Source organism: Cedecea davisae, assembly GCF_044095835.1.
Lineage (GTDB): Bacteria > Pseudomonadota > Gammaproteobacteria > Enterobacterales > Enterobacteriaceae > Cedecea > Cedecea davisae.
Genome location: NZ_CP172054.1, coordinates 2,128,174 through 2,153,327 on the forward strand (window position 1 = coordinate 2,128,174; position 25,154 = coordinate 2,153,327).

16 protein-coding genes are annotated in these 25,154 nt (G+C 56.3%); 9 read left to right on the forward strand and 7 right to left on the reverse strand.

The window, feature by feature from the left end; translation table 11 throughout:
• Positions 1–62: 62 nt before the first annotated feature.
• From ACG1VR_RS10565 to ACG1VR_RS10580, 4 genes are read left to right on the forward strand one after another with little or no spacing between them, the layout of a single operon-like run.
• Positions 63–467, forward strand: a complete 405-nt coding sequence (locus ACG1VR_RS10565; RefSeq protein ID WP_395490896.1) for a putative holin — start codon at positions 63–65, stop codon at positions 465–467.
• Positions 454–738 (forward strand): phage holin family protein, encoded by a 285-nt coding sequence (locus tag ACG1VR_RS10570; RefSeq protein ID WP_395491091.1) that lies wholly within the window; start codon positions 454–456, stop codon positions 736–738. Before ACG1VR_RS10565 ends, ACG1VR_RS10570 begins: the two co-directional genes overlap by 14 nt.
• Complete coding sequence (locus ACG1VR_RS10575) at positions 735–1,214, forward strand: lysozyme (RefSeq protein WP_395490897.1); 480 nt, start codon at positions 735–737, stop codon at positions 1,212–1,214. The genes ACG1VR_RS10570 and ACG1VR_RS10575 overlap by 4 nt, the downstream gene beginning before the upstream one ends.
• Positions 1,211–1,699 (forward strand): DUF2514 domain-containing protein, encoded by a 489-nt coding sequence (locus ACG1VR_RS10580; RefSeq protein ID WP_395490898.1) that lies wholly within the window; start codon positions 1,211–1,213, stop codon positions 1,697–1,699. The genes ACG1VR_RS10575 and ACG1VR_RS10580 overlap by 4 nt, the downstream gene beginning before the upstream one ends.
• A 105-nt stretch (positions 1,700–1,804) precedes the next feature.
• Here ACG1VR_RS10580 and ACG1VR_RS10585 read toward each other — a convergent pair whose 3' ends face one another.
• Complete coding sequence (locus ACG1VR_RS10585; RefSeq protein ID WP_039898288.1) at positions 1,805–2,101, reverse strand: YciI family protein; 297 nt, start codon at positions 2,099–2,101, stop codon at positions 1,805–1,807.
• 215 nt (positions 2,102–2,316) lie between these two features.
• On the opposite strand from ACG1VR_RS10585, the gene tonB reads away from it, so the two are divergent.
• The 4 genes from tonB to ACG1VR_RS10605 all read left to right on the forward strand — a co-directional run bounded on the left by tonB (position 2,317) and on the right by ACG1VR_RS10605 (position 18,943).
• Complete coding sequence (gene tonB / locus ACG1VR_RS10590) at positions 2,317–3,057, forward strand: TonB system transport protein TonB (protein WP_395490899.1); 741 nt, start codon at positions 2,317–2,319, stop codon at positions 3,055–3,057.
• A 312-nt stretch (positions 3,058–3,369) separates the two neighbouring features.
• Positions 3,370–5,031: a ShlB/FhaC/HecB family hemolysin secretion/activation protein gene (locus ACG1VR_RS10595; protein ID WP_395490900.1), complete on the forward strand. Its 1,662-nt coding sequence runs from the start codon at positions 3,370–3,372 to the stop codon at positions 5,029–5,031.
• Between the two features lie 9 nt (positions 5,032–5,040).
• Complete coding sequence (locus ACG1VR_RS10600; RefSeq protein WP_395490901.1) at positions 5,041–18,705, forward strand: hemagglutinin repeat-containing protein; 13,665 nt, start codon at positions 5,041–5,043, stop codon at positions 18,703–18,705.
• A complete protein-coding gene (locus ACG1VR_RS10605) occupies positions 18,695–18,943 on the forward strand; it encodes a hypothetical protein (protein ID WP_172569819.1) in 249 nt (82 codons plus the stop codon). The genes ACG1VR_RS10600 and ACG1VR_RS10605 overlap by 11 nt, the downstream gene beginning before the upstream one ends.
• Before the next feature lie 96 nt (positions 18,944–19,039).
• Here ACG1VR_RS10605 and yciA read toward each other — a convergent pair whose 3' ends face one another.
• The 3 genes from yciA to ACG1VR_RS10620 are packed head-to-tail and all read right to left on the reverse strand — an operon-like array spanning position 19,040 to position 20,774.
• Positions 19,040–19,435, reverse strand: coding sequence for an acyl-CoA thioester hydrolase YciA (gene yciA / locus ACG1VR_RS10610; RefSeq protein ID WP_016536710.1), 396 nt, complete (start codon positions 19,433–19,435; stop codon positions 19,040–19,042).
• Entirely contained in the window at positions 19,435–19,971 is a 537-nt protein-coding gene (locus ACG1VR_RS10615; protein ID WP_016536709.1) for a septation protein A, read from the reverse strand. The genes yciA and ACG1VR_RS10615 overlap by 1 nt, the downstream gene beginning before the upstream one ends.
• A gap of 59 nt (positions 19,972–20,030) precedes the next feature.
• The gene (locus tag ACG1VR_RS10620; RefSeq protein ID WP_016536708.1) at positions 20,031–20,774 is read right to left on the reverse strand and encodes a YciC family protein; all 744 of its coding nucleotides are present in this window, start codon (positions 20,772–20,774) and stop codon (positions 20,031–20,033) included.
• A 331-nt stretch (positions 20,775–21,105) separates the two neighbouring features.
• Between ACG1VR_RS10620 and ompW the strand changes: the two genes are divergently transcribed.
• Complete coding sequence (ompW, locus tag ACG1VR_RS10625) at positions 21,106–21,738, forward strand: outer membrane protein OmpW (protein WP_016536707.1); 633 nt, start codon at positions 21,106–21,108, stop codon at positions 21,736–21,738.
• Between the two features lie 42 nt (positions 21,739–21,780).
• On the opposite strand, the gene trpA is transcribed toward ompW, so the two are convergent.
• Genes trpA through trpCF form a run of 3 tightly spaced genes read right to left on the reverse strand, consistent with a single transcriptional unit; the run spans position 21,781 to position 25,151 of the window.
• Complete coding sequence (trpA, locus tag ACG1VR_RS10630) at positions 21,781–22,587, reverse strand: tryptophan synthase subunit alpha (protein ID WP_395490902.1); 807 nt, start codon at positions 22,585–22,587, stop codon at positions 21,781–21,783.
• Entirely contained in the window at positions 22,587–23,777 is a 1,191-nt protein-coding gene (gene trpB / locus ACG1VR_RS10635; protein ID WP_016536705.1) for a tryptophan synthase subunit beta, read from the reverse strand. The genes trpA and trpB overlap by 1 nt, the downstream gene beginning before the upstream one ends.
• A 12-nt stretch (positions 23,778–23,789) precedes the next feature.
• Complete coding sequence (gene trpCF, locus ACG1VR_RS10640) at positions 23,790–25,151, reverse strand: bifunctional indole-3-glycerol-phosphate synthase TrpC/phosphoribosylanthranilate isomerase TrpF (RefSeq protein WP_172569822.1); 1,362 nt, start codon at positions 25,149–25,151, stop codon at positions 23,790–23,792.
• Positions 25,152–25,154: the final 3 nt, after the last annotated feature.

Sequence of the window (25,154 nt, forward strand, 5' to 3'; positions counted from 1 at the left end):
TTATTGTGTACTATGTGATCACCAACTAAGGGGGTCTATATGCACATTGAACGGTGGCTGCTATGTCAGCATCCATAGCCAGCACGGCGCTTAACCAGACGCTGGGGGTCGCCGCGGTGGCGGCCTGGTTTGCAGGTGTCCCGCCAGAGGTCGCCCTCGGCGCACTGGCTGGGGCTATCATCTTCGTAACATCGGCTGTCGAGTACCACATTCATCGGCGGCTACTACTCGCAATATTCAGCTTCCTTTGCGGGCTTCTCTTCTTCAAACCCATCGCTTCGGTACTGATCGGCGTGGCCAGCATCATTCCGTCTATCACTTCCAGTTCGTTTGAGCGCGGCAGCGTAGACGCAGCTGGCGCTTTTGTGGCAGCGATTGTCGCCGTCCGGATCGGCACATGGATTTACCGACGTTCTGACAATCCGGGGCAGCTTATCCCAGGGGGAAAAGATGATGGTAAATCATGATCCGTGGACAACGTTTAACGCGCTTATATGCGCAGTGATTGCTATCCGTGTCCTCACCTTCCGACGGGGCGAATCCCGCCACAGGCGCTGGGGCGGGATCCTCGCTTACGTCCTGATATTCATCTCGGCCAGTATCCCGGTGCGCACAGTGCTGGGCGACTACCCGCAGGCCGACTGGTCAGAAGTCATTCTCAATGCCGTCATGATGGTTGCCGTGCTGCTGACGCGGGGCAATGTCGTACAAATTTTCAAAGTTACGAGGTCACAATGAAGATTTCCCAGAACGGCCTGGCCGTCATCAAGTATTTCGAAAGCTGCTCTCTGGCCGCTTATCCGGATCCCGGCACCGGCGGTGCCCCATGGACAATTGGCTGGGGCCATACCGGCCGGGACGTAGTGAAGGGCATTGTCTGGACTCAGGCACAGGCAGACTCAGCACTGTTGGCTGACCTGGACAAATTCGAGAAGGGTGTTTCCTCTCTGGTGTCTATCGAATTGAAGCAGGGCCAGTTCGACGCGCTGGTATGCTTCGCATTTAACGTTGGCCTTACGGCGCTGGAGAATTCAACGCTGCTGGAGATGGTGAACAATAAACGTTTTGATCAGGCGCTTGCACAATTTGCGCGATGGAACAAAGCAGGTGGCCGGGTGATGAAAGGGCTGATCCGTCGCCGTGCTGCTGAATCCTGGTTATGGCGTGATGCAACCGGCGCGGAGGCAATCAGGAAGGGAGTGGCAGCCGCATGATTGCCGCAATCCTGAAGGCCTACTGGAAACCACTACTGGCGCTGGCGATTATAGTCGCGGTAGTTGCCGGTGTGCGGCTAGCCTGGGTTGGTCATGGTGAAGCCCAATACGCCGCAGGCTACGCTCAGGCAAAAGCAGATCAGCGTAAAGACGATGATGCAGCGAAGAAACAACGCGAACAGGAGAAAGCTAACGATGAACGCGACGCGCAGCAGCGCATTGACAAAGCGCGTAATGATGCTCTTGATGCTTCCAGTCGCGCTGGCCGGTTGCAGCAGCAGATTGCCGCCATCAGGAAACAGCTCGGAGAGTATAACGCCGCTGTCGGCGCTGGGCCGTCAGCCGGAGAAACCGGCGTTCTGCTTGCCGACGTGCTCAGCAAATCTCTCGAGCGAAACAGACAGTTGGCAGAATACGCTGACCGGGCAGCCGAAGCCGGGCGAGTCTGTGAACGGCAGTACGATTCCATGACTGCCGCCAGGTGAAAGAAGGGCACCTTAAAATATTGTGTACTTAAGTGTGCCCTTTTATTGTTTTGGTTTGGTTATTGATTCAATAAATAATACTTAAAACAGATGCTTGCAATACATCTAAAACACCTTTTTGAACGGCTTAACCGAAACCTGCTCATAGACACCGGCCGCAACATACGGGTCGGCATCAGCCCAGGCCTGGGCTTCTTCAAGCGAGGCGAACTCGGCTATCACGGTGGAGCCGGTAAAGCCAGCTGCGCCCGGGTCGTTACTGTCTACGGCAGGCATCGGGCCTGCGGTAAGCAGTCGCCCTTCATCACGCAGCAGTTGCAGTCTGGCCAGGTGAGCAGGGCGCACTGCCAGGCGTTTCTCCAGTGAGTCAGCAATATCCTGGGCATAAATTACATACAGCACGAGCACACTTCCTTCTTAATGTTGGGTTGCAAAAACACGGTAAGTGAACGGCGCGAAGACTGCAATTGAAAGATAAACAGGATGTTAAATCCTTGAGATAACTGCGGGAAATTAGCGCACACAGCATGAAAAAGCGCGCCTTTACTCGATGCGTTGTTGAATATGATTGCTATTTGCATTTAAAATTGCGGTCTCTTAAAGATACTGAAACCATTATGACGTCAATGACCCTCGATTTACCTCGCCGCTTTCCGTGGCCGACCGTACTCTCCGTCGGGCTGCACGGTGCCGTTGTGGCCGGGTTGCTCTACACCTCGGTACATCAGGTTATTGAGTCCCCGGCGCCTTCGCAGCCTATCAGCGTCACCATGGTTGCGCCAGCCGACCTTGAGCCGCCGCAGCCTGAAGTTGTTCAGCCGCCGCCTCAGCCGGTAGCGGAACCCGAGCCGGAGCCTGAACCGATCCCCGAGCCGCCAAAAGAAGCGCCGGTGGTTATTCACAAACCTGAGCCTAAACCAAAGCCGAAACCTAAGCCGAAACCGGTTAAGAAGGTCGAGCAGCCGAAGCCGGAAGTTAAGCCGGTAGAACCGCGCCCAGCCTCGCCGTTCGACAACAATGCGACGCCGCACCCTTCACCGACTCCGGCAGCTAAACCGGCACCAGCCGCACCTGCACCTTCGGCAAACGTCGGGCCGCGCGTTATTAGCCGCGACAGGCCGCAATATCCTGCTCGTGCCTTCGCTCTACGCATGGACGGAAGCGTGCGGGTTAAGTTCGATGTAGATTCGGACGGGCGCGTCAGCAACGTCGAGATCCTTTCGGCCCAGCCGGCGAACATGTTCGAGCGCGAAGTTAAACTGGCGATGAAGAAGTGGCGCTATGAAAGCGGTAAGCCCGGGCAAGGGATTGTCGTGAACATCAAGTTCCGTATCAGCGGCGGCGCAAGCATGGATTAACGCCCGGCGTCCAGCCGTTATTAAAAAGCCGCGGCATTTTGTGTCGCGGCTTTTTTATATTTCTCTACTCAAGTCACATAATTAAAATAAAAATCATATCTTTATTATTATATTTCCCGGCAGAGTCATAAAAATAATTTAGCGGTTTAAAAACAATGAGTTGAAAATTCACCCTGAACTTATCTTAAATTATATTTTTAACTTAACTGAAATTAACTACCAATTATAATAGGGGTGTTTATTTAAGACTTTTCTTATTTCGGCAGGAGGTGGCATACTGCCAATAATTCGAAATAAAATATTAGCTACTTTATGCGCAATTACCGTAAGGCCGCATTACTGTGCGTGCTGGTTTATTCCTCATTAAATAATGCCGCTCCGTTATCACCTGCCGACAGAGATACCGTGCGCCAACAGCAGGAAGACCTGCTATTACAGAATCAGCAGCAGCGAGAAGAATTACAGAGAAGCCTTCAGCCACGGCTGGAGCGGCCTGCAACCGTGTCTGATCAAGGCCCCTGTTTTACCATAAATCAAATTAATATTGATAATGCCACGCTGCTTTCCAGTAAAGTCCAAAAAAAACTTATCGCGCCTTATATTAATCAGTGTCTGGGAATGGCGAAAATTAATAATCTGACGCGTGATATCTCCGACTGGTATATCAACCGGGGCTACATAACCAGCCGCGCATTTCTTACCGAACAGGATCTTTCCGGCGGGGTTTTGCATGTAGCTGTGCTGGAAGGGCATTTGCAGGATATTCGTATCGAAGGCGCGCCGTCCCGTCAGCTAAAAATGGCGTTTCCGGGGCTCATTGGCAAAATCCTTAATCTGCGCGATATCGAACAGGGAATGGAGCAGATTAACCGCCTGCGTACCGTACCGGTACAGATTGAAATTCTGCCGGGAGATAAAGCCGGGGAATCTATTGTTAATCTTACGGCTACGCCCGAATTCCCGCTTTCAGCCGCGGCAGGTTTCGATAACAGCGGGCAAAAGAGCACCGGGACCGGGCAGCTTACCGGCTCCATCACCGCCAACAACCCACTCGGGCTTGCGGATAAATGGTTTATCAGCGGCGGGCGCAGCAGCGACTTCGCAAGCAGCCATGACGCGCAAAGTTTCCAGGCCGGAGTCAATATCCCCTGGGGCTACAGCCTGGTTGATTACAGCTACAGCTGGAGTGACTATCTCAGCACCCTCGACAACAAAGGCTACCTGTGGCGTTCGTCCGGGCGGGCGGAAAGCCACCGCCTCAGCTTCTCTCAGGTGCTGTACCGCAACGGTGATTTAAAAACCGCGGCCTCCATCGGCCTGTCCCATCGCATCAGCCGCAACTACCTCAACGATGCGCCGCTGCTCAGCAGCAGCCGCAAGCTTAGCAGCCTGCAATTTGGCCTCAATCACACCCAGAAAGTGCTGGGCGGCGTGGCAACTTTTAACCCTTCTTTCAGCCACGGCATGCCCTGGTTTGGCGCAGAAAATGATAACGGCAAAAGGGGGGATGTGCCGAAGGCTGAGTTTAAAAAGTGGAGTCTTAACGGCAGTTTCCAGCGCCCTCTGGCGCAAAAAATATGGTGGCTGACCAGCATTTACGGCCAGTGGTCGCCGGACAAGCTCTACGGCAGCGAGCGGTTGACTATCGGCGGCGAAAGCTCGGTACGCGGCTTTAAAGAGCAATATCTTTCTGGCGACAACGGCGGCTATCTGCGCAATGAAATCAACTATGCGCTCTTCAGCCTCCCCTGGCTGGGAAACGTCAGCGCAGTCGTGGCGGTTGACGGCGGCTGGCTGCGTAACGATAGCGCCGACCAGCAGGCATCAGGCACGCTGTGGGGCGCTTCCGGGGGCTTAACCGTTTCCGGGCGCTACTACTCAAGCCAGTTCAGCGTGGGCACGCCACTTCAGTATCCCGGCGAGCTCGCGCCGGACCACCTCGTCATTTATTACCGCCTCGGTTTAGCGATATAGGAAATTAAAATGGATAAGCACCCCGTTGGAGTAACAAAACGTCTGGTCAGTTACCTTGTGATGTTCCTGGTGGCGGGGCAGCCGGTGTTTCCTGCGGTGGCGGCGACGATAAACCCGGTGACGCCGGGTGCGCAGATGGACCAGGCCGGAAACGGCGTGCCGGTGCTTAACATTGCCACGCCGAACCCGGCGGGCATTTCCCATAACCAGTTCCAGGACTACAACGTCGGCAAAGAGGGGCTGATCCTCAACAACGCCACCGGGCAGCTTACCCAGACCCAGCTCGGCGGGCTTATTCAGAACAACCCGAACCTGAAGGCGGGCCAGGAAGCCAGCGGCATCATCAATGAGGTGATTGGCGGCAGCCGCTCGCAGCTGCAGGGCTACACCGAAGTGGCGGGTAAAGCCGCCAACGTGATGGTCGCCAACCCGTACGGCATCACCTGTAACGGCTGCGGCTTTATCAACACGCCGAACGCGACCCTGACCACCGGCAAACCGCAGTTTGACGCGGCGGGCAACCTGCTGGCGCTGGATGTCAGCAAGGGCACCATCACGGTTGAAGGCCAGGGGCTGGACGCCAGCAAAAGCGACGCCCTGTCGATTATTGCCCGCGCCACGGAAGTGAATGCCGGTATCCATGCTAAGGATTTGAAAGTTACCACTGGCGCAAACCGGGTTTCCGCTGGTGGGGCGGTGACGCCAGTCGCAGGTGAAGGCGCAGCACCAACCGTTGCGGTGGATACCGGGGCGCTGGGCGGGATGTACGCCAACCGCATTCATTTGGTCTCGAGCGAGAAAGGCGTGGGCGTGAACCTCGGCAACCTGAACGCCCGTCAGGGGGACATTATCCTCGAGGCGAACGGCAGGCTGGCGGTGAATAACAGCCTGGCGAGCGGCAGTCTGACGGCGCAGGGCGAAAGCGTAACCCTGACCGGGGACCACAAAGCGGGTGGCCCGGCGCAGGTTAACAGCCGGGGCGACCTCGCGCTGGCCAACGGCAAACTGGTTAGCGACGGCAATATCACGCTTAACGCCAGCGGCAAACTTACTGCTTCCGCTGCCGCTCTGACGGCGGGGAATGACGTTGCCCTGAATATCGGAACGCTAAACCAGGATGCGGCCAGTGAAATCAACGCGGGCGGAGCTATCCGCTCTGCCACAGCGGGCGCTGCAAACCACGCCGGGAAGATGACGGCGGGCAGCACTGTGAGCCTCTCCGCGTCTCAGTTGGCCAACAGCGGGAAAATCGTCGCCGGGGGCGAACTGAGCGCGAAGACAGGAAATCTGACTAACAGCGGCACGCTGCAAAGCCGTCAGAACATGCGGCTGGAGTCGAGCTCGCTTGATAATACCGGGCAGGTACTGGCGGGTGACGGGCTGGCTATCTCAACGGGCGATGCGCGGGTAGGCGGGACGCTCAGCAGCGGCGGAGACTTGAACCTCAGCGCTACCAACCTGACTTCTTTCGCCGGAGCACAACTTCAATCTCGGGGCAATATGCTGCTCGAAGCGCGGAGCGCGGCTACGTTTGAAGGCGTTCAGGTAGCGAAAGGCGACCTGACGATAAACGCCGGAAGCCTGACCCACCGGGGCAGCAGCAGCGGGAGCAACGTCTCGCTGCGGGCAAATCACATCGACATCAGCGGTAATATCCAGGCGGATAACGCCATGACGCTTAATGCTGACACTATTGTTCAGCAAGCTGGCAGCGCGCTGCTGGCGCAGAAAGCGTTACAGGTTAATGCGGGGCAATTTACCAACCGTGGCTCGCTGGACAGCGATGCCTTAACCCTCGCCATTGCGGGCGCGGCGGATAACCAGGCGGGGGGTAAACTCACCGCCCGTAACGGCCTGACGTTAACCGGCAACACGCTCACCAACGGCGGCCAGATGGCGGGCAGCACCCTCTCTCTGACGCTGAATAAGGGCTTCTCTAACCTCGCAACCGGTAGCGTACTGGCCGAGAAAACTCTCGATGTTTTCGCTCCGGCTCTGACTAACGCCGGTCGGCTTGCGGCGGCCTCGCTTAACCTTACAACCCAGACGCTTGATAACGGCGGGCTGGTGCAGGGCGGTCAAAGCCTGGCGCTGAGCGGGGCTGAGTTAACTAACCGGCTCGGGGGCAAAATCATCAGCGGCAGCGGGCTGACGCTGAGCATTCCGCAACTGGTTAACGCCGGGCTGATTTCGGTGAAACAGGGGCTGGCAATAGACGGCCTGACGCTCGCCAACGGCGGGAATATCGAAGCAAAGGCGATGACGCTAAGGGCGGGCGAGCGGCTCAGTAACCAGAAAGGCGGCGTATTGCTGGCGGAAGATGCGCTCACGCTGGCGGCCCCTGACTTTGATAATGCGGGCAGCGTACAGGCTAAGACGCTGGCGGTTGACGTCAGCGGCACGTTTGGCAATGCAGAGGCGGGGCGGCTCAGCGGCCAGCAAAGCGGCAGACTAACGGCTGGGCAGCTGGCAAACCAGGGCGGTATCAGCGCAGGCAACCTGGATATTACTGCCGATGGCCTGAACAACAGCGGGCTGCTGCAAAGCGAGGGTGAACTGAGCGTCAGCGTCCGCCAGTTGGTAAATGCCGGGTTTATCACGGCAAAACAGGGCGCGGCGATTGATGGCCTGAGCCTGGATAACCGCGGGCATATCGAGGCGCATGCCTTGCGGCTGGCGCTGGGTGACAAACTCACCAATCAGGCGGGGGGCGTCCTGCTGGCTGAAGGCCGCCTGAAGCTGAACGCTCCGGCGCTGGATAACGCTGGCAAAATACAGGGCAATGAGGTGCTGCTGAGCCACCGCCGGGCGGATAATAGCGGCCAGATACTGGGTTTGTCCTCATTGAGCCTGAATGCGGAGGATGGGGTAAGCAACAGCGGGCAGTTACTCAGCAAAGGCGGGTTTGTTCTGTCCAGTGGCTGGCTGGACAACCAGGGGCAGCTGGCGGCGACGGATCTCAGCGTGGATGCCCGGCGACTTGCTAACGCCGGACTGATGCAGGGCGACCAGTCCTTTAGACTTATCGCCACCGCGCTTAACAACCTGCGGGGCGGAGAAATCATCAGCGGCAGCGGCCTGGCGCTGAACATCCCGGAGCTTATCAACGCCGGATTAATCTCCGTGGAGCAGGGGCTGGCTATTGACGCCGCAACTCTAGAAAACAGCGGGAAAATAGAGGCTCGTGATCTCCAGCTCACGCTGCGTGACCGCCTGATAAACCAGTCAAAAGGCGTGCTGCTGGCGGACGACTCACTGCGGCTGTCTGCCGCTATGTTTGACAACGACGGGCAGCTGGTTGGCCGCACCGGCATCTTACATGCGGACAACCTTACTAACAGCGGCATCTTGCACGCTAAGCAATCTCTTACGCTTAGCGGTCAGACGCTGAATAACGCCACCGGGGCGGAAATAAGCGGCGAAGGCGGCAGTCTGCATGTTGAACAGTTGGTTAACGCCGGGTTGATTTCGGCCAGGCAGGGATGGGCAATAGACGCTCTGTCGCTGAAAAATAGCGGCAATATTGAAGCGGGTGACCTGACGCTGAAGCTTGCACAGAAGCTGGATAACCAGACCGGGGGAGTATTGCTTGCGGACAATACCCTTGAACTGGATAGCGTAAACGCGGAGAACGCCGGGAAACTTATCGCCAGCAATGCTCGTCTGGCCGTTAACGGATTAATCAACGGCGGCCTGATCCAGGGGAATCAGGCCCTGAGCTATCGGGGAAACAGCCTCAATAACAAGGCCAATGGCCAGCTACTGAGCGAGGGAAATCTCGCCATCAATGCGGCGCGTCTGGATAACGCCGGGCGAATGCAGGGGCAGACGCTGACGCTTGACGGCGGACAGTCCGGCGGCACAAACAGCGGTCAGATGCTCGGGAAGGAGGCGCTGACTATTCTGTTCGGCGGTGCGTTTAACAACGACGGGAGGCTTATCGGGCTGAGCGCTGTTAGCCTGAAAGCAAGCCAGTTGGATAATACCGGCATCCTGGCGGCTAAAAGTATCACCCTGGATGGCGGAGCCGGGCAGGTAAACAACGCGGGGCTTATCCAGGCCGACGGCAGGCTGGTGTTTTCCGCCGGTTCACTGCTTAACCAGAAAAACGGCTCGCTGACAGGCGGCGATGATGTGACGCTGACCGTTCCGCTCCTTACGAATAGCGGGCTTATCTCATCGGACAAAGTGCTTCACCTCGACGGCACAACGCTCGACAACGGCGGCAATATTGAAGGCGCTGGGTTGCAGCTTAATCTGGCCGGTAGGGCGAATAACCAGACGAGCGGGATTTTACTGGCGGACAATGGGCTGACGTTGCAGGCGTCAGAACTGAATAATAGCGGTAAACTTTCGGGTGACAACGTCACAATTACCGCTTCACAGGGGCAAAACGATGGGCTGATGCAGGGACAGTCTTTAACCCTGAACGGCGGGAGTATAAGCAACAGGGGTTCTTTGTTAGGCAAATCCAGCCTGACGGCGACCCTGGCCGACCAGTTGACTAATAGCGGGCAATTGCTCAGCCAGGGCGGGATGCAGGTTAGGGCAAAAAACCTCGCCAATAACGGATCCCTGGCGGCTGATGCAATTAATGTTCGGACCGGCACGCTGGATAACCAAAGTAGCGGCAAGCTTCTTGCCACACATGAATTGAATATCGCAAGTGGTTCATTCACCAATAGCGGTACGCTTGCGTCGGAGAATGCCCGTCTTGCGGTCAATATCATGACCAACGGTGGACTTGTTCAGGGAAACAATAGCCTGACGGTAGAGGGTTTCAGCGGCGCGAGAAGCTTCGCTATTGCGCAACTGGCAGCCGTTAACGTGCTGAACAACCTTAGCGGCGGTCAGCTATTAAGCGATGGCGAACTCCGGGTTACGGTGGGTAAAGGCGACAGCTCAGGCAAGCTTCAGGGCAAAACGCTTAATCTTACGGCGGGAAGCTGGAGCAATGGCGGCACGGTGCTTGGTAGCAGTGCGCTAACGCTGAATACCGGCGAACTGGAAAACCGGGCCAGCGGGAAGATTCTTTCCGGCAGTTCGCTTAATTTGCAGCTACCGCAGCTGACCAACGACGGTGTCATTCAGGCTCAGCAGAACCTGATGCTGAAACTCGACAACCTCAACAACTCGGGCACGCTGTCAGGGAACAATGTCATTCTGAGCATCGCCCGGCTGCTTAATAACCAGACCAGCGGCAGGCTGCTGGCAACCCGGCAGCTTACCGGCAAGAGTGGCACCCTGAATAATAGCGGCGTACTGGCGGCGGATAATCTCGACCTTACCGCTAATCAAATTGATAACCAGGGTGTGCTCCAGGGTGAAAACGTTCTGGGGTTGAATACTTCGGCACTTCATAACCTGGAAGGCGGCCAGCTTATCAGCGGCAGTTCGCTGAGCCTGAGCATTCCGCAGATGGTCAACCTTGGCCTGATATCGGTAAAAGACGCGCTGACGCTCTCGGGCAGCACGCTGGATAACCACGGAACATTACAGGCCGCCAGCCTGGCGCTGAATTTTGCGGATAGCATTCTCAACCGCAATAACGCGCGGCTGCTGGCGCAGAAAGATCTCACCCTGCGCGCTGCCAGCCTCACCAACCAGGGGACGCTGGCGGGTGATACCGTGGCGGTAACCACCAATGTCCTGACTAACGGCGGCCTGCTGCAGGGCAATAACGCTCTGACTCTGGACTCTCTTTTACCTTCAGATCTTATGCTCACTAACCTGGTCAGCGGAAAAATCCTGACCGGTGGAGCGCTCTCCCTCTCCCTGCCGCAGCTGACAAACCAGGGGGTAATACTTTCTCAGCAGGGGCTGACGCTGACGGCAACTCAGCTGGATAACTGCGGGCGGCTGGCGGCGAATAACGCCACGCTGGCGGTGAATATTCTCAATAATGGCGGTGTGGTGCAGGGCGATAACGGGCTGTCGATAACCGCCACGACGCTGAGCAATAATGCCCCCGGCAAACTGCTGAGCGGAGGACTGCTGTGGTTGAAAGCCGGGCAGCTCGGTAACGCGGGGCTGATGCAGGGCCAGCAGCTGACGCTGGCGGCTGGCAGCTGGAACAACGGCGGCAGCGCCCTCGGCCTTAACGGCCTGACGGCGCAGGTGGACAACCAGCTGATCAACGGCGGGCGGGTGCTTAGCCAGGGCAACGCCCGCATCAACGCCGGGGCGCTGAACAATACCGGCTCTCTGCTGGGGGAAGGCGATGTCATTCTTGAAGGCGGCAGTCTGCTTAACGGGGGCAACATTCAGGGAGACAGGCTTACCGCCAGCAACCTAAACATCGATAACGCAGGCTCCGTGATTGGCCTCAAGTCCCTGACGTTGCAACCTCAGCAGGGGCTGACCAACCGCGCAGGCGGGGCGATGCAGACCCAGGGAGCGTTCGTCGTGGGCGGGCGGGATATCGTCAACGGCGGGCTGTGGCAGGCGCAGTACCTGAAGCTGAACGCCCAGCAACTACAGAATAATGGCATGCTACAGAGCACCGGCAATATGGACCTGGCGCTCACATCCGGGCTGAGCAATACCGGAACGATGGTGGCTAACGGGACGGCTATCCTGACCGCACCTACGCTCACCAACGGCGGGCAACTGACGGCTAAAAACCTGTCGCTCAGCGGCACAACTCTGACCAGCAGCGGCAGCATCAGCGGGGTTGACGGCCTGGGCGTTACGCTCGGGGGTAACCTCGACCTGCAAAGTGGCGCAAAACTGCTGACCAACGGCCTGCTTAATATCGGAGCCAGCGTGCTGACCAACCTCGGGCATATTCAGGGCAATGCCCTGACGCTGAACGCCGCGGGCCTGAACAACCAGGGGCGCATGGAAGCAAACACCGCCCTGAATGCCAGCCTGCGGGGCAATGCGGATAACGGACGCGGCGGGGTGATGCTGAGCCAGGGTACGTTCCAGCTCGGTGCGCAGCAATTAAACAACGACGGGACGCTTCAGGGCAACGGCAACACGCAGCTCGACCTGCGCGAGCGCGGCAGTAATCAGGGGCAACTGCTCAGCGGCGGAACGCTGACGCTTAACGCGCCGGGCTTTACCAACGGCGGCTGGGTACAGGGCCTTAACTTGTGGCTGTCCGGCGGGTCGCTTGCCAACAGCGGCACGGTGCTGGCGCAGCAGCAGGGCACGCTGGGCGGGAGCTACATCCTGAATAACGGCATGTTGCAGGGGGCGAACCTGACGATCAACCCCGGCCAGATGGATAATAACGGCACGCTCTACACCGCGCAGAATCTGGGCATTACTGCCTCGCAGGTGAATAACGGCGCGGCCGCAAAACTGCTGAGCCAGGGCAACCTGACGATTAACGCCGGGACTACCGGCCTGCAGGGGCAGGTGACGGCGCTGGGCAATCTCGCCCTGACAAGCCAGGCCAGTTTTAACCAGCTTGCCACCCTGGCGGCGGGCAACACGCTGTCGCTCACCAGCCAGGGTGATATCAACGTCAACGGGCTGATGCAGGGCCAGGGGCTGCAACTCTCTGCCGCCGGGACGCTTAACAACAACGGGCAGCTGAGAGCGGGCTACGGCGAAAGCCATCTGAATGCCGGGCAGCTAAATCTTAACGGGGCGGGAAGCGTACAGGCGGGCGGCACGCTGCGCCTGACCAGCCGGAACGGCATCAACAACACCGGGTTTGTCGGCACGGCAGGCGACCTGATTGCCAGCGCGGGCGGCACGTTGCTGAACAGCGCCCTGCTGTATGCGGGCAATAATATGAGCCTGCTGGCGAACAGCATCCGCAACTACCGGGGCGATATTCTGGCAGGCAATAACCTGTGGATGCAGCGCGATGCGGCGGGCAATGCTAATGCTGAAGTGGTGAATACTTCTGGCAGCATTGAAACCCAGAATGGCGATATTTCAATCCGCACCGGGCATTTACTGAATGAGCGGGACGGCCTCACTGAATCCTGGAGCTATCAGCCTGGGAGTGATTCATCGAATAACGCGATGTCGCTAAATGTAAAAGTTGTCGATCTTGGCGATGGCAATTGGGGATTCTACCAGGATTTTCATGGTTCAACTCAGGGGGGAAGTATTACATCAACCGTTGCGCCAACGCAGCAAGGGTCGAGAAAAAGAGTTCTTAGTGGTTCAACAGTTGTGGATGTTGTCGCCAGTGGCGGAGTATCCCGCATTGCTGCGAAAAAAGATTTGCATATCTACGCTAATTCTCTGGATAACCAGGCCAGCAATTTACTGGCTGGAAACGCAATAGATCTCTCTGGCTCCGTCTTAAATAACCAATCTTATTTTGGTTACGCAGAAGATGAATATCGTGTTTATAAATACACTGGTCGTTTGGCCACAATAGTCGCTACGCCGAAGACTATGAAAGATATTTATAATAAACGAGCCTCTAAAAATCGCACGGTGACATATTATCTGGATGGCGCACCAGAAACTCTTCGACGTGATACAGATCAGGTTTTCCGGTCGGTAATCCAGGCCGGTGGCGCGGTTGTTGCCAACTTTAGCAATAATATCAGTAATACTTCATCCGCTGCTTATGCCGGTGGCTATACGCCCGGGCGCAGCGCGCCGGGGCTAAACTTAGCTACCGGGCCGGGCGTTGGGGCTGGCTCTCAGGCCGCCGGGCTTAATAATAGCGGTAATACATTGCTCAGTGCTCCACAGGCGACTATCAATTTAGCCGGTGCCGGGAACGGAGTTGGACATGTTGAAGACCTCGCCGATAACAGTACTAAAAATAATGGCCTGAATGCGGTTGATACTCGCCCGCAGGGGGTAGGTGATTTTGGGCAGTCCGACGATAAACAGGCTGGGATCAAAGAGCAAACGACGGCCTTAATCAATCGAAATGGACCTGACGGCAAACCGATTGAGCTGGGGGGTAAGGATGCTACGTTTACCGACCTCGGCAATGCTGGCGGTAAACACACCAGCATCGGCAGCGGGGCTGTGGCGCCAGAAGCCGTCGGGCCTCAGGGTGAAACATCCGGTTCTGTTGCCCGCGATAAAATCGGCGGCATTACTTCGGCAACTGAGCAGGTTATTGCTTCGTCCAGCGGGGGAAAAACGCCCCCGCCAGCGGGTTATGATTATCGCCCGGTTTCGTTGACGGATATCTCGGCTATCGCCTCGACGCTAACCGCCAGCGGATCGCCTGTCAGGCTTAGCGACTACCCGCTGCCCGCCAGCAATAACGGCTATTTCGTGGCGAATAAAGATCCGAAAAGCCCGTATCTGATTGTCACTAACCCGAAGCTGGATGGCCTGGGGCAACTGGATAACAGCCTGTTCAACGATTTGTATAAGCTGGCCGGAACTTCTGCCCCAACTGCTCCGCAGGAAAACCGTTCAACTTACACTGACAGCAATAATTTCCTCGGCTCGGATTACTTCCTGGCGCGCCTCAACCTGCGCCCGGAATACGATTATCGCTTCCTCGGCGATGCCGCTTTCGACACCCGCTACGTCAGCAACCAGATCCTCAACCAGACCGGGAACCGCTACGTTAACGGCATTGGTTCCGACCTGGAGCAAATGCAGTACCTTATTGACCATGCGGCACAGGCGCGTGACAAGCTCGGGCTGCAATTAGGCGTTAGCCTTTCTGCGGAGCAGGTTGCCGCTCTCGACACCAGTATTATGTGGTGGGAAACGGTGGTTATCGACGGCCAGAAAGTGCTGGTACCGAAGCTCTATCTCTCACCGAAGGATGTTGCGGTTAATAACGGGAGCGTTATAGCCGGAAACCAGGTCATCCTGAACGGCGGCAGCATCACCAACAGCGGCAGTACCTTACAGGGTAAAAATCTGCTCGCAGCCAGCAGCCAGAACGCGATTAATAACATTAATGGTGGGGCAATCAATTCTGCCGGAAGCCTGCAATTAAGCGCTTTGGGTGATATCAACAACATTGGCTCCACTATTGCCGGGCAGAAAGTCAGCCTTGAGAGCGTGGGCGGCAGCATTATTAACCAAACGCTGACCAACCAGTGGAATGCTTCAAGCCCCACAAGCGGATGGAAAGGGCCGTCCCTCTCATTTACCAAAACTGAACTTGGTTCGCTCGCCTCAATCAGCGCCGGCGATAGCCTGAGCATGAGTGCCGGGAAAGATATCGTTAATACCGGGGCGAATCTTAGCTCCGGCGGGGATATGTTGCTGAAAGCCTGGGACAATATCGCTATTACCGGCAATCAGTTGGTCGATAACAAGCACCGTGGTCGCAATATCAACGACAGTATCGGTAACCAGGAAAGCCTGATTACCAGCGGCGGTAACTTAAGTCTTTTGGCCGGGCAAGATCTTACCGTTGCGGGCAGTCGCCTGAACGCCGAAGAGAGCGTACGTTTACAGGCAGGAAGGGATATAAGCCTGCTCGCGGCCGAGACCAGCCGTAGCGATAAATACAGCGCGAAGAAAAAGGTCGAAATTAATGAGTCCGTACGCCAGCAGGGCAGCGAAATTGCCAGCGGCGGCAGTACGATGATACTTGCCGGGCGCGATGTGAATACCGAAGCGGCGCAGGTTACCGCCCACGGGAATATTGGCGTGGGGGCAGGTCGCGATATCAACCTGCTGACCGCCACCGAAAGCGATTACCACTACGACGAAGAAACCAAAACCAAAAAAGGGTTCCTCAGTAAGAAAACCACTCACACCATTAACGAAAGCAGCTCGACGCGTGAAGCCGGGACGCTGCTGAGTGGCGATAACGTCACGCTCAAAGCGGGCAATGACCTGCTGGTGAAAGGTTCTTCGGTGGTTGGCGACGGTAGCGTGGCGCTGCATGCGGGTAATAACGTCGATATTGTGGCCGCCACCAACACCGATTCCTCGTGGCACTTTAAGGAAACTAAAAAGAGCGGGCTGATGGGCACCGGAGGCATCGGCTTCACCATCGGCAGCAGCAAAAGCACGCACGATCTTCGTGAGCAGGGCACCACCCAGAGTCAGAGCATCAGCACCGTTGGCTCAACCGGCGGAAACGTCAGCGTGAACGCGGGCGGCGTGGCGCATATTGGCGGTGCTGACCTGGTGGCGGGTAAAGACCTGTCGCTTTCCGGCGAGAGCGTGCTGATTGAGCCGGGCCACGATAAACGCACCCGCGATGAGAAGTTTGAGCAGAAGAGTAGCGGGCTGACGGTGGCGCTTTCGGGGGCGGTAGGAGACGCCATCAACAATGCGGTGACTACGGCTCAGGCGACTAAAAATGAGAGCGACGGACGTTTAGCTGCCTTACAGGCGACTAAAACTGCGCTGGCCGGTGGGCAGGCGTATCTGAATTCTCAGCAGGCTACGGCCTCAGCAGATCCCAATAACGGCATCGGCGTCAGCATCTCGCTCACGACACAGAAATCCAAATCTGAACAGCATATGGAATCGGATTCGGTTAACGGCTCAAGCCTGACGGCGGGCAATAACCTGAGTATTGCGGCGACCGGGAAAAGTGAAGGCAGCGGCAATATCGTGATTGGCGGCAGCCAGCTTAAAGCCGGAGGCGACACCACGCTGGCGGCGGCTCAGGACATCGTGTTGAGCGGTGCGGCCAATACGCAGCTAACGACGGGGAAAAACAGCAGCAGCGGTGGTGGCGTGGGCGTCAGCATCGGCGTGGGCGGCGGAAGCGGAGGGATCAGCGTATTTGCCAACGTAAATGCGGCGAAGGGCAAAGAGAAAGGCAACGGCACGGCGTGGACCGAAACTACGCTCGACAGCGGCGGCACGGTGTCTCTGACCAGCGGTCGCGATGCGGTTCTGAACGGAGCGCAGGTTAACGGCGATAAAATCGTCGCGGACATCGGCCGTGACCTGCTGATGAGCAGCCAGCAGGATTCCAACCGCTACGACAGCAAGCAGACCAGCGTGGCCGCGGGCGGCAGCTTCACCTTCGGGAGTATGACCGGCTCGGGCTATATCAGCGCCAGCCAGGACAAGATGAAGAGCACCTATGATTCGGTGCAGGAGCAAACGGGCCTGTTTGCCGGTAACGGCGGCTTTGATATCACCGTAGGGCGCCATACCCAGCTTGATGGAGCGGTTATCGCCTCTACCGCCTCGGCAGATAAGAACAGTCTCGATACCGGGACGCTGGGCTTCTCCAGTCTTGGCAATAAAGCGGACTATAAAGTTAGCCACAGCGGGATAAGTTTGTCTGGCGGCAGCAACATGTCGGCTGGCTCCATGCTGGCGGCAAATGGGATAGCAAATGCCGGGTCATTGCTGGCGGGGATGAACGGTAAAGGACATGCCGAGGGAACCACGCAATCCGCCGTTGCGGACGGCACGATAACCATCCGCGATAAGGCGAACCAGCGGCAGGACGTTGCGGCCCTGAGCCGTGACACCGAGCACGCCAATGACAGTATTGGCCAGATCTTTGATAAGGAAAAAGAACAGAAACGCCTGCAAACGGCGCAGCTGGTGGGTGAGATTGGCGGGCAGATGACCAACATGGTGTCGACCTACGGCGACACCCAGGCGCTGGAAGCCGCGCGTGCGAAGGGCGGGCAAAATGCGAGCATGACCGCAGAGCAGTTGCGCAAAACCGATGACTACCAAAAAGCGTTTAGCGAGTATGGCATCGGGGGTAAATACCAGATGGTGGCGCAGTCGGTCAGCGGGATCCTGGCAGGTGCGGCAGGGGGCGACCTTAAAAAAGCGCTGGCGGGTGGGCTGAATCCGCTCATGGCACAGACCATTAAGGGCGCAACCACCGAAGACGGCAAGGTGAATGAATCCGCTAACCTGATGGCGCATGCGGTCTGGGGAGCGCTGGCAGCCCAGCTTTCCGGAGGCAATGCGGCAGCGGGTGCGGCAGGCGCGTTCAGCGGAGAGCTTGCGGCAAGACATATCGCCGCGGAAATGTTCCCGGGCAAAGATCCTGGCGATCTGAGCCAGGATCAAAAACAGGTCGTTAGCCTGCTGGGCACCATGGCCGCGGGCCTTGCCGGAGGCGTTGTGGGTAACAGCACTGCATCGGCAACGACCGGCGCTCAGGCCGGGAAAAATGCGGTTGAGAATAATGGACTGAGTTTTGGTACCGGTATGGACAGTTACGGAGCTTCGGTAGCCTCCTGGGGTCAGTATGCGGAGAATAATAACCTGACGCCTGAGCAAAAGCAGGCAGGGCTGGATAAGCTGGCAAGGGGAGATTTGCCTGAAGGTCAAAGCCCAGCTACCGGCTTGTTAAAAGCGTGGGGTGCAGGAGCGAGCACGGTAGTGGCTCCGGTTTTATTACCCGCTACAGCAACGGCAGGGAGTGTTATCGCTGCGGGTGCAATCGGCGGTTCGGCTAACGTGTTTAATCAACTGAATAGCGGGGAGCCATTCAGTGCCACTGATGCACTTATCGCTACCGGCATCAGTGGATTAACTCAGGGCAGAGGATTCTGGTTCACTGAAGCGGCAAGTATCACTGGCGCCTATGCAGGGGCTAAGTTGCAGGGAAAAGATGTTACAGCTCCAATGATTGGTGCAGGCTTTGGTACCCTTAGCGGTGCTGGTATAGGAAAAGGTGTGGAGCGGCTGCAAACGGCAATACCGTTTACTATTCCTAAACTAACGGGAGCGGTAGCTGAATCTGCTGGTTCTGAATACATTGGAAGTGCCGTACAGAATCTAGCTGAAAAGGTTCAGAAGAAACTGGAGAAGACGAGTGATGCAAAATAAGAAAATTAAACTTTTATTATTACTGGTCACTTTATGGACCGCTGGTCTTTTCATTACTCTCACAGGTGGGCGATTGCTTATAGCTTTGGCTTCCTATTTTTTAGTGGGTGATTTTGATTTTGATCGTAGCACCCTGATCGGGGGGGCTGAAATATCAATCGGGTGTGGAGTTGTTATTGGCGTCGGACAATGTCTTATGTCGAAAGAAAAACCGAGCTCGCCTTCAAATCCCGGTTAGTTTTCTGCAATCCCAATCTTTGATGAATTGGCTTGCTGGTTGCTATGGCTATGAGGTTTTTATAAAAAACCCGGCAATGCCGGGTTTTCTTGAGCTTTAATCTACCTGAGGTATAGCGCGAGGTTTGCCCGCTTTATCCACGGCCACGTAGATAAAAATGGCCTCGGTGGCTTTATAGCGCTGGCCGATAGGTTCGGAAGAAACCTTTTTCACCCACACTTCCACATTGATGGTAATGGACGTAGTACCGCGCTTAACGCAGCGCGCGTAGCAGCAGACTACGTCGCCAACCGCTACCGGCTTCAGGAAGGTCATCCCGTCCACGCGCACGGTAACCACGCGGCCATGGGCAATTTCTTTGGCCTGAATTGCGCCACCCATATCCATCTGCGACATTATCCAGCCGCCGAAAATATCGCCGTTGGCGTTGGTATCCGCTGGCATCGCCAGGGTGCGCAGTACTAGTTCACCTTGCGGTAATTCGTTCGGCATTACTTCTCATCCTGCGGCATATGGCGGTAGATATACACCCCGCTCAGCAAGGTAAATACCAGCGTGAGGGCGGTGAGTCCGAAGACTTTAAAGTTAATCCAGATGCTTTCCGGGAGCCAGAACGCAACGTAAATATTCAGCAAACCGCAGACGATAAAGAACAGCGCCCAGGCGATGTTAAGGCGAAACCAGACCACCGTCGGGAGTGAGATCTCTTTGCCCAGCATGCTCTGGATAAGCAGCTTGTTCATGCCAAACTGCATAAACAGCAGCGCGGCGGCAAACAGCCCGTAGATTAGCGTCACTTTCCACTTAATAAACTCGGCGTTGTGGAAATAGAGCGTCAGGCCGCCAAAAACGACCACCATCACGAAGGTCACCAGGGTGGTTTTTTCCAGCTTGCGGTATTTAAACCAGCTGTACACCAGCGCTAATGCAGTGGCGATAATCAGCGCCCAGGTGCCCACAAAAATGTCGTACATCTTATAGAAGGCGAAAAAAACAATCAGCGGCAGGAAGTCGAGAAACTGCTTCATAATCTGTTCCGTAAAGAGGTGGCTCCTGACTATAACGCGCGCTCAGGAGCCGGGGAAGGTTATTGACGTATCAACATGTAAAGGCGGAATAAATAAATAAGCAGCGCGGCAGATGCCAGGTTACTGACCGTATTCAGGATGGTCACGCCGACTTCCGGCGGCAGCGCCGCGAAGGTGGAGGTCAGCAGCAACAATGCCCCTTTTACCAGCAGCCAGGCGATAACCGCCGGGGCAACCAGGCGCATATTGGACCAGACTAATCCCATACTTGCGCGCATCGAGCGGAAAATACCGATTTTATCCTGCGCCAGCATCACCGGCGAAAACGAAAGCAGGATAGCCAGCAAAACGCCCGGGACGACAACAAGCATCAGGCCAATCTGGAACAGCAGCGTTGCCAGAAACAGCAGAATAAACATTTTTGGCAGCACTGGCGCAGAAGCACCGATGGCGCGCAGGGCGCTAACCCGCTGACCGGCGGAGACGACTTGCACCAGAACCAGCACGCTGGCCGCCAGAATAGCGTTGCTAATCAGGCCAGAGAAAGTGCCCGCGGCCGAGGCCTTGAGCAGCACCTGCTGCTGTTCCGGTGTCATATTTTGCACCAGCTCGAACAGCCCAACGCTTCCCGTCAGATTATCGCCCTGGCTCAAAATCGCCATTTGTTCGTCGCTGGGCGTTAACGCGTGACCAATGACCACCGAAATTAAGGCGCAAAGTAATGCAATCAGTAAGATAGTAACAAACTGATTACGAAGAAAATTTCCCGTGTCACGGTATACGGAACCCGCCGTGATAGACATGCACTCTCCTTGGTGTTGCTAGCGGTTATCAATCTGCGGGCAATTGTACCCTGGATGCACGCGCCGTGGCACCACAAAGACTTTCTATAAGCGGTTGAATAGTGTCGATTAGCTTGTAGGTTGTACAGATATGACAGAAATTTACGAAAGTTGATAATTCAATAAAATTGATTTGGATTCTGTTTATTGATTGTTGTGCAGATGCAAAAAATTAATCCAGATCATTGAATGTTAAATTAGGCAGCAAAGTGTGATCGGCGTTAGATCACTTTGTACTTCTTTCTGAGTATATTCAGCCCGCTGTTTAAAAAACCATAACAAGGGAAGGGCTATGAAAAAACTCACTCTGGCATTACTGGCGATGGGTTGTCTGTCTGGCGCTGCGTCGGCGCATCAGGCAGGTGAATTCTTTATGCGTGCAGGTACGGCGACGGTTCGCCCAACGGAAGGTTCGGACAACGTGCTGAACATGGGCAGTTTTAAGGTGAATAACAATACCCAGTTGGGGCTGACCTTTGACTATATGGTCACCGACAACATCGGGATCGAGCTGCTGGCGGCTACGCCATTCCGCCATAAAGTCGGTCTTGGGCCAACCGGGGATCTGGCAACCGTGCACCAGCTGCCGCCTACGCTGATGGCGCAGTGGTACTTTGGCGATGCTAAAAGCAAGGTGCGCCCGTACATCGGGGCCGGGATTAACTACACCACATTCTTTGATGCCAGCTTTAACGAAACGGGTAAAAGCGCGGGTCTTAGCGACCTGAGCGTCAAAGACTCCTGGGGGGCGGCGGGCCAGGTCGGGCTGGATTATATGGTAAACAACGACTGGCTGCTGAATATGTCAGTCTGGTATATGGACATCGATACCGAGGTGAAATTCAAAGCCGGCGGCGAGCAGCAGAATATCAAAACGCGCCTCGATCCGTGGGTATTTATGTTCTCGGCAGGTTATCGTTTCTGATAGCCAGAGCCAAAAAGGCCGGGTTTCCCCGGCCTGAATGTTTTAAGCGCGCGTGGCTGCCTTCATGCCCTGAACGAAGCTTTTTAGCTCGCTCAGCATCACGTCAGGTTTATCAAGGTTCTTCTCGATAATTTTTACCACCGCCGAGCCAGAAATGGCACCCGCTGCACCCGCCGCAATCGCATCGCGAACCTGAGAAGGCTCGGATATACCAAAGCCCTGCAGCGCCGGAGCAGCCTGGAACTCTGTCAATTTTTCTACCAGATGATGCAGCGGCAGCTGAGCACGGGTCTCGGCTCCGGTCACGCCAGCGCGGGAAAGCAGGTAGGTATAACCGCGCCCGTGGGTAGAGATTTCACGCAGCAGCGCATCATCGGCATTTGGCGGGCAGATGAAGATAGGGGCCACGCCGTGGCGCAGAGCCGCATTGCGGAATTCGGCAGACTCTTCAACCGGCACGTCGGCAATCAGCACTGAATCAACGCCAACTTTGGCGCACAGGGCATAAAACTCGTCGATACCGCGGCTGAACACCAGGTTGGCATACATCAGCAGGCCAATGGGGATTTCCGGGTATTTCTGGCGAATTTTAGCCAGCATCTCGAAACATTTGCTCGGCGTAACGTCAGAGGCAAAAGCGCGCAGCGCGGCGTTCTGAATCGTCGGGCCATCGGCCAGCGGGTCGGAGAACGGAATACCCAGCTCAAGCGCATCTGCACCGCCTTCAATCAGCGCATCGATAATGTTAAGAGACTGCTCAGGGTTCGGGTCGCCAAGGGTCACAAAGGGAACGAACGCGCCTTCCTTGCGTGCCTGAAGCTGTTCAAAAAGATGATGATAACGTTCCATTACATTTCCCCTCGTGCTTTCAGAATATCGTGGACGGTGAAGATGTCTTTGTCGCCGCGGCCTGAGAGGTTCACCACCAACAGCTGCTCTTTTTCCGGATTCTCGCGCATCATTTTCAGCGCATGGGCGAGGGCGTGGGAAGATTCCAGCGCCGGAATAATTCCTTCGTTACGGCACAGCGTCTTAAAAGCATCCAGCGCTTCGTCGTCGGTGATCGACACGTAATCGGCGCGGCCAGTGCTATTAAGGTAGGCGTGCTGCGGCCCAACGGACGGAAAGTCCAGCCCGGCAGAGATAGAGTAGGACTCTTCAATCTGCCCTTCGTCAGTCTGCATCATCGGCGACTTCATTCCGAAGTAAATGCCCACGCGGCCATGCTTGAGCGGCGCGCCGTGCTCGCCGGTTTCGATACCGTGACCGGCAGGCTCAACGCCAATCAGGCCGACGCTGGTTTCATCAATAAAATCAGCAAACATGCCGATAGCGTTGGAGCCGCCGCCGACGCAGGCGATGACCGCATCCGGCAGGCGTCCTTCTTTCTCCAGGATCTGCGCTTTGGTTTCTTCGCCGATCATACGCTGGAATTCACGAACGATAGTCGGGAACGGGTGTGGACCCGCAGCGGTGCCGAGCATGTAGTGCGCGGTGTCGTAGCTTGCAGACCAGTCGCGCAGCGCTTCGTTACAGGCGTCTTTCAGAGTAGAGGAGCCGCTGTGTACCGGGATCACTTCGGCACCCATCAGGCGCATACGGAATACGTTCGGCGACTGGCGCTCAACATCTTTTGCGCCCATATAAATGCGGCACTTCAGGCCCAGCAGGGCGCTCGCAAGGGCGGAGGCCACGCCGTGCTGACCGGCACCCGTTTCGGCAATAATTTCGGTTTTACCCATCCGTTTGGCGAGCAGAGCCTGGCCCAGCACCTGGTTGGTTTTATGCGCGCCGCCGTGCAGCAGGTCTTCACGCTTGAGGTAGAGCGTGGTGTTGGTGCCGGCGGTAATATTTTTGCATTTGGTCAGCGCCGTAGGGCGACCGGCATAGTTTTTCAGCAGGTCGTTAAACTCGGCCTGGAAGTCAGCATCGCTTTGTGCCGCAACAAACGCTTCTTCGAGCTGGCGCAGGGCGGGCATCAGGATCTGTGGCACATACATGCCGCCAAATTCACCAAAATAAGGGTTCAGTAAAGTCATGGTATCTCTTCCTTAGTAAGCCCGCAGGGTCTGGAAGACCGCAGCCAGCTTGTTAGCATCTTTGATTCCCGGCGCGCTTTCCACGCCGGAATTGAAATCCAGCCCTGCGCAGCCGGCTTTTGCCGCTTCTACACAGTTATCCGCTCCGAGGCCGCCCGCCAGAATCACGTTATCCAGCTTTTGTCCGGCTAACAGTCGCCAGTCGAAGCTTTGCCCGCTGCCGCCCTGGCCGTTATCAAACACGTATTTATCGACGGACTGCAGGTTGCGTTCCGGCAGAGTTTTGCCTACGCTAAGCGCCTTCCAGATTTGTACCTTCGTCGGCAGAGCCGCACGCAGCTGGTTGATATAATCCTGGTCTTCGTCGCCGTGCAGCTGTACGGCGGTGAGAGAGAATTTCTCTGCTTTTTCTACTACTTCAGTTACAGGCGTATTACGGAACACGCCGACGTAGCGCAGCGGAGCGGCTGCAATAACCGCTTCAGCTTTTTCATCGCTCACAAAGCGCGGTGAGGCCGGAACAAAAATCAGCCCGCCGTAAATCGCCCCTGCTTCTTGCGCCGCGCGGGCATCTTCACCGCGCGTCAGGCCGCAAACCTTGTTTTCACCCAGCAACACGCGGCGCACGGCGGCGTTTAAATCATCTTCGCTCATCAACGCGGAACCAATCAGGAACCCGTTGGCGAAGTGGCTCAGCTCGCGAACCTGAGCGTAGTTATTGATGCCGGACTCGCTAATCACCGTCACGCCGTGGGTCAGGCGTGGAGCCAGCTGGCGGGTGCGGTCGAGGTCAATGGACAGGTCACGCAGGTCGCGGTTGTTGATGCCAACAACTTTGGCCTCAAGCGCAATGGCCCGCTCCAGTTCCTCTTCGTTACTGACTTCGGTCAGCACGCCCATATTCAGGCTATGCGCCACGGCCGCAAGCTGGCGATACTGCTCGTCGTTCAGCACGGAGAGCATCAGCAGGCAGGCATCGGCCTGGTAAAAACGCGCCAGATGAATTTGGTAAGCGTCGATAATAAAGTCTTTGCACAGCACCGGCTGGCTGACAATGCCGCTGACTATCGGCAGGAAATCAAAACTGCCCTGGAAATATTTCTCATCGGTCAGGACCGAAACCGCTGAGGCATAATGCTTGTAGACATTTGCGATGCGCGCCGGGTCAAAATCATCGCGGATCACGCCCTTAGACGGCGAAGCTTTCTTGCATTCAAGAATGAACACGCTGCGCGCGCCCTGTAGCGCGTGGTAGAAATTGCGCGTGGCCGGTACGATGTCATTCTGGAAACTCGCCAGCGGCTGCTGCTGCTTGCGGGCTTCAACCCACAGCGCTTTGTCTGCGACGATTTGATTCAATACTGTTTCCTGCATTGC

Bases quoted from the DNA above. Each gene is read 5' to 3' on its own strand.
- ACG1VR_RS10595 (WP_395490900.1), top strand. From the start codon at position 3,370: ATGCGCAATTACCGTAAGGCCGCATTACTGTGCGTGCTGGTTTATTCC.
- trpB (WP_016536705.1), bottom strand. From the start codon at position 23,777: ATGACTTTACTGAACCCTTATTTTGGTGAATTTGGCGGCATGTATGTG.
- trpCF (WP_172569822.1), bottom strand. From the start codon at position 25,151: ATGCAGGAAACAGTATTGAATCAAATCGTCGCAGACAAAGCGCTGTGG.
- trpA (WP_395490902.1), bottom strand. From the start codon at position 22,587: ATGGAACGTTATCATCATCTTTTTGAACAGCTTCAGGCACGCAAGGAA.
- ACG1VR_RS10575 (WP_395490897.1), top strand. From the start codon at position 735: ATGAAGATTTCCCAGAACGGCCTGGCCGTCATCAAGTATTTCGAAAGC.
- yciA (WP_016536710.1), bottom strand. From the start codon at position 19,435: ATGCCGAACGAATTACCGCAAGGTGAACTAGTACTGCGCACCCTGGCG.
- ACG1VR_RS10580 (WP_395490898.1), top strand. From the start codon at position 1,211: ATGATTGCCGCAATCCTGAAGGCCTACTGGAAACCACTACTGGCGCTG.
- ACG1VR_RS10605 (WP_172569819.1), top strand. From the start codon at position 18,695: ATGCAAAATAAGAAAATTAAACTTTTATTATTACTGGTCACTTTATGG.
- ACG1VR_RS10600 (WP_395490901.1), top strand. From the start codon at position 5,041: ATGGATAAGCACCCCGTTGGAGTAACAAAACGTCTGGTCAGTTACCTT.
- tonB (WP_395490899.1), top strand. From the start codon at position 2,317: ATGACGTCAATGACCCTCGATTTACCTCGCCGCTTTCCGTGGCCGACC.
- ACG1VR_RS10615 (WP_016536709.1), bottom strand. From the start codon at position 19,971: ATGAAGCAGTTTCTCGACTTCCTGCCGCTGATTGTTTTTTTCGCCTTC.
- ACG1VR_RS10565 (WP_395490896.1), top strand. From the start codon at position 63: ATGTCAGCATCCATAGCCAGCACGGCGCTTAACCAGACGCTGGGGGTC.
- ACG1VR_RS10570 (WP_395491091.1), top strand. From the start codon at position 454: ATGGTAAATCATGATCCGTGGACAACGTTTAACGCGCTTATATGCGCA.
- ACG1VR_RS10620 (WP_016536708.1), bottom strand. From the start codon at position 20,774: ATGTCTATCACGGCGGGTTCCGTATACCGTGACACGGGAAATTTTCTT.
- ompW (WP_016536707.1), top strand. From the start codon at position 21,106: ATGAAAAAACTCACTCTGGCATTACTGGCGATGGGTTGTCTGTCTGGC.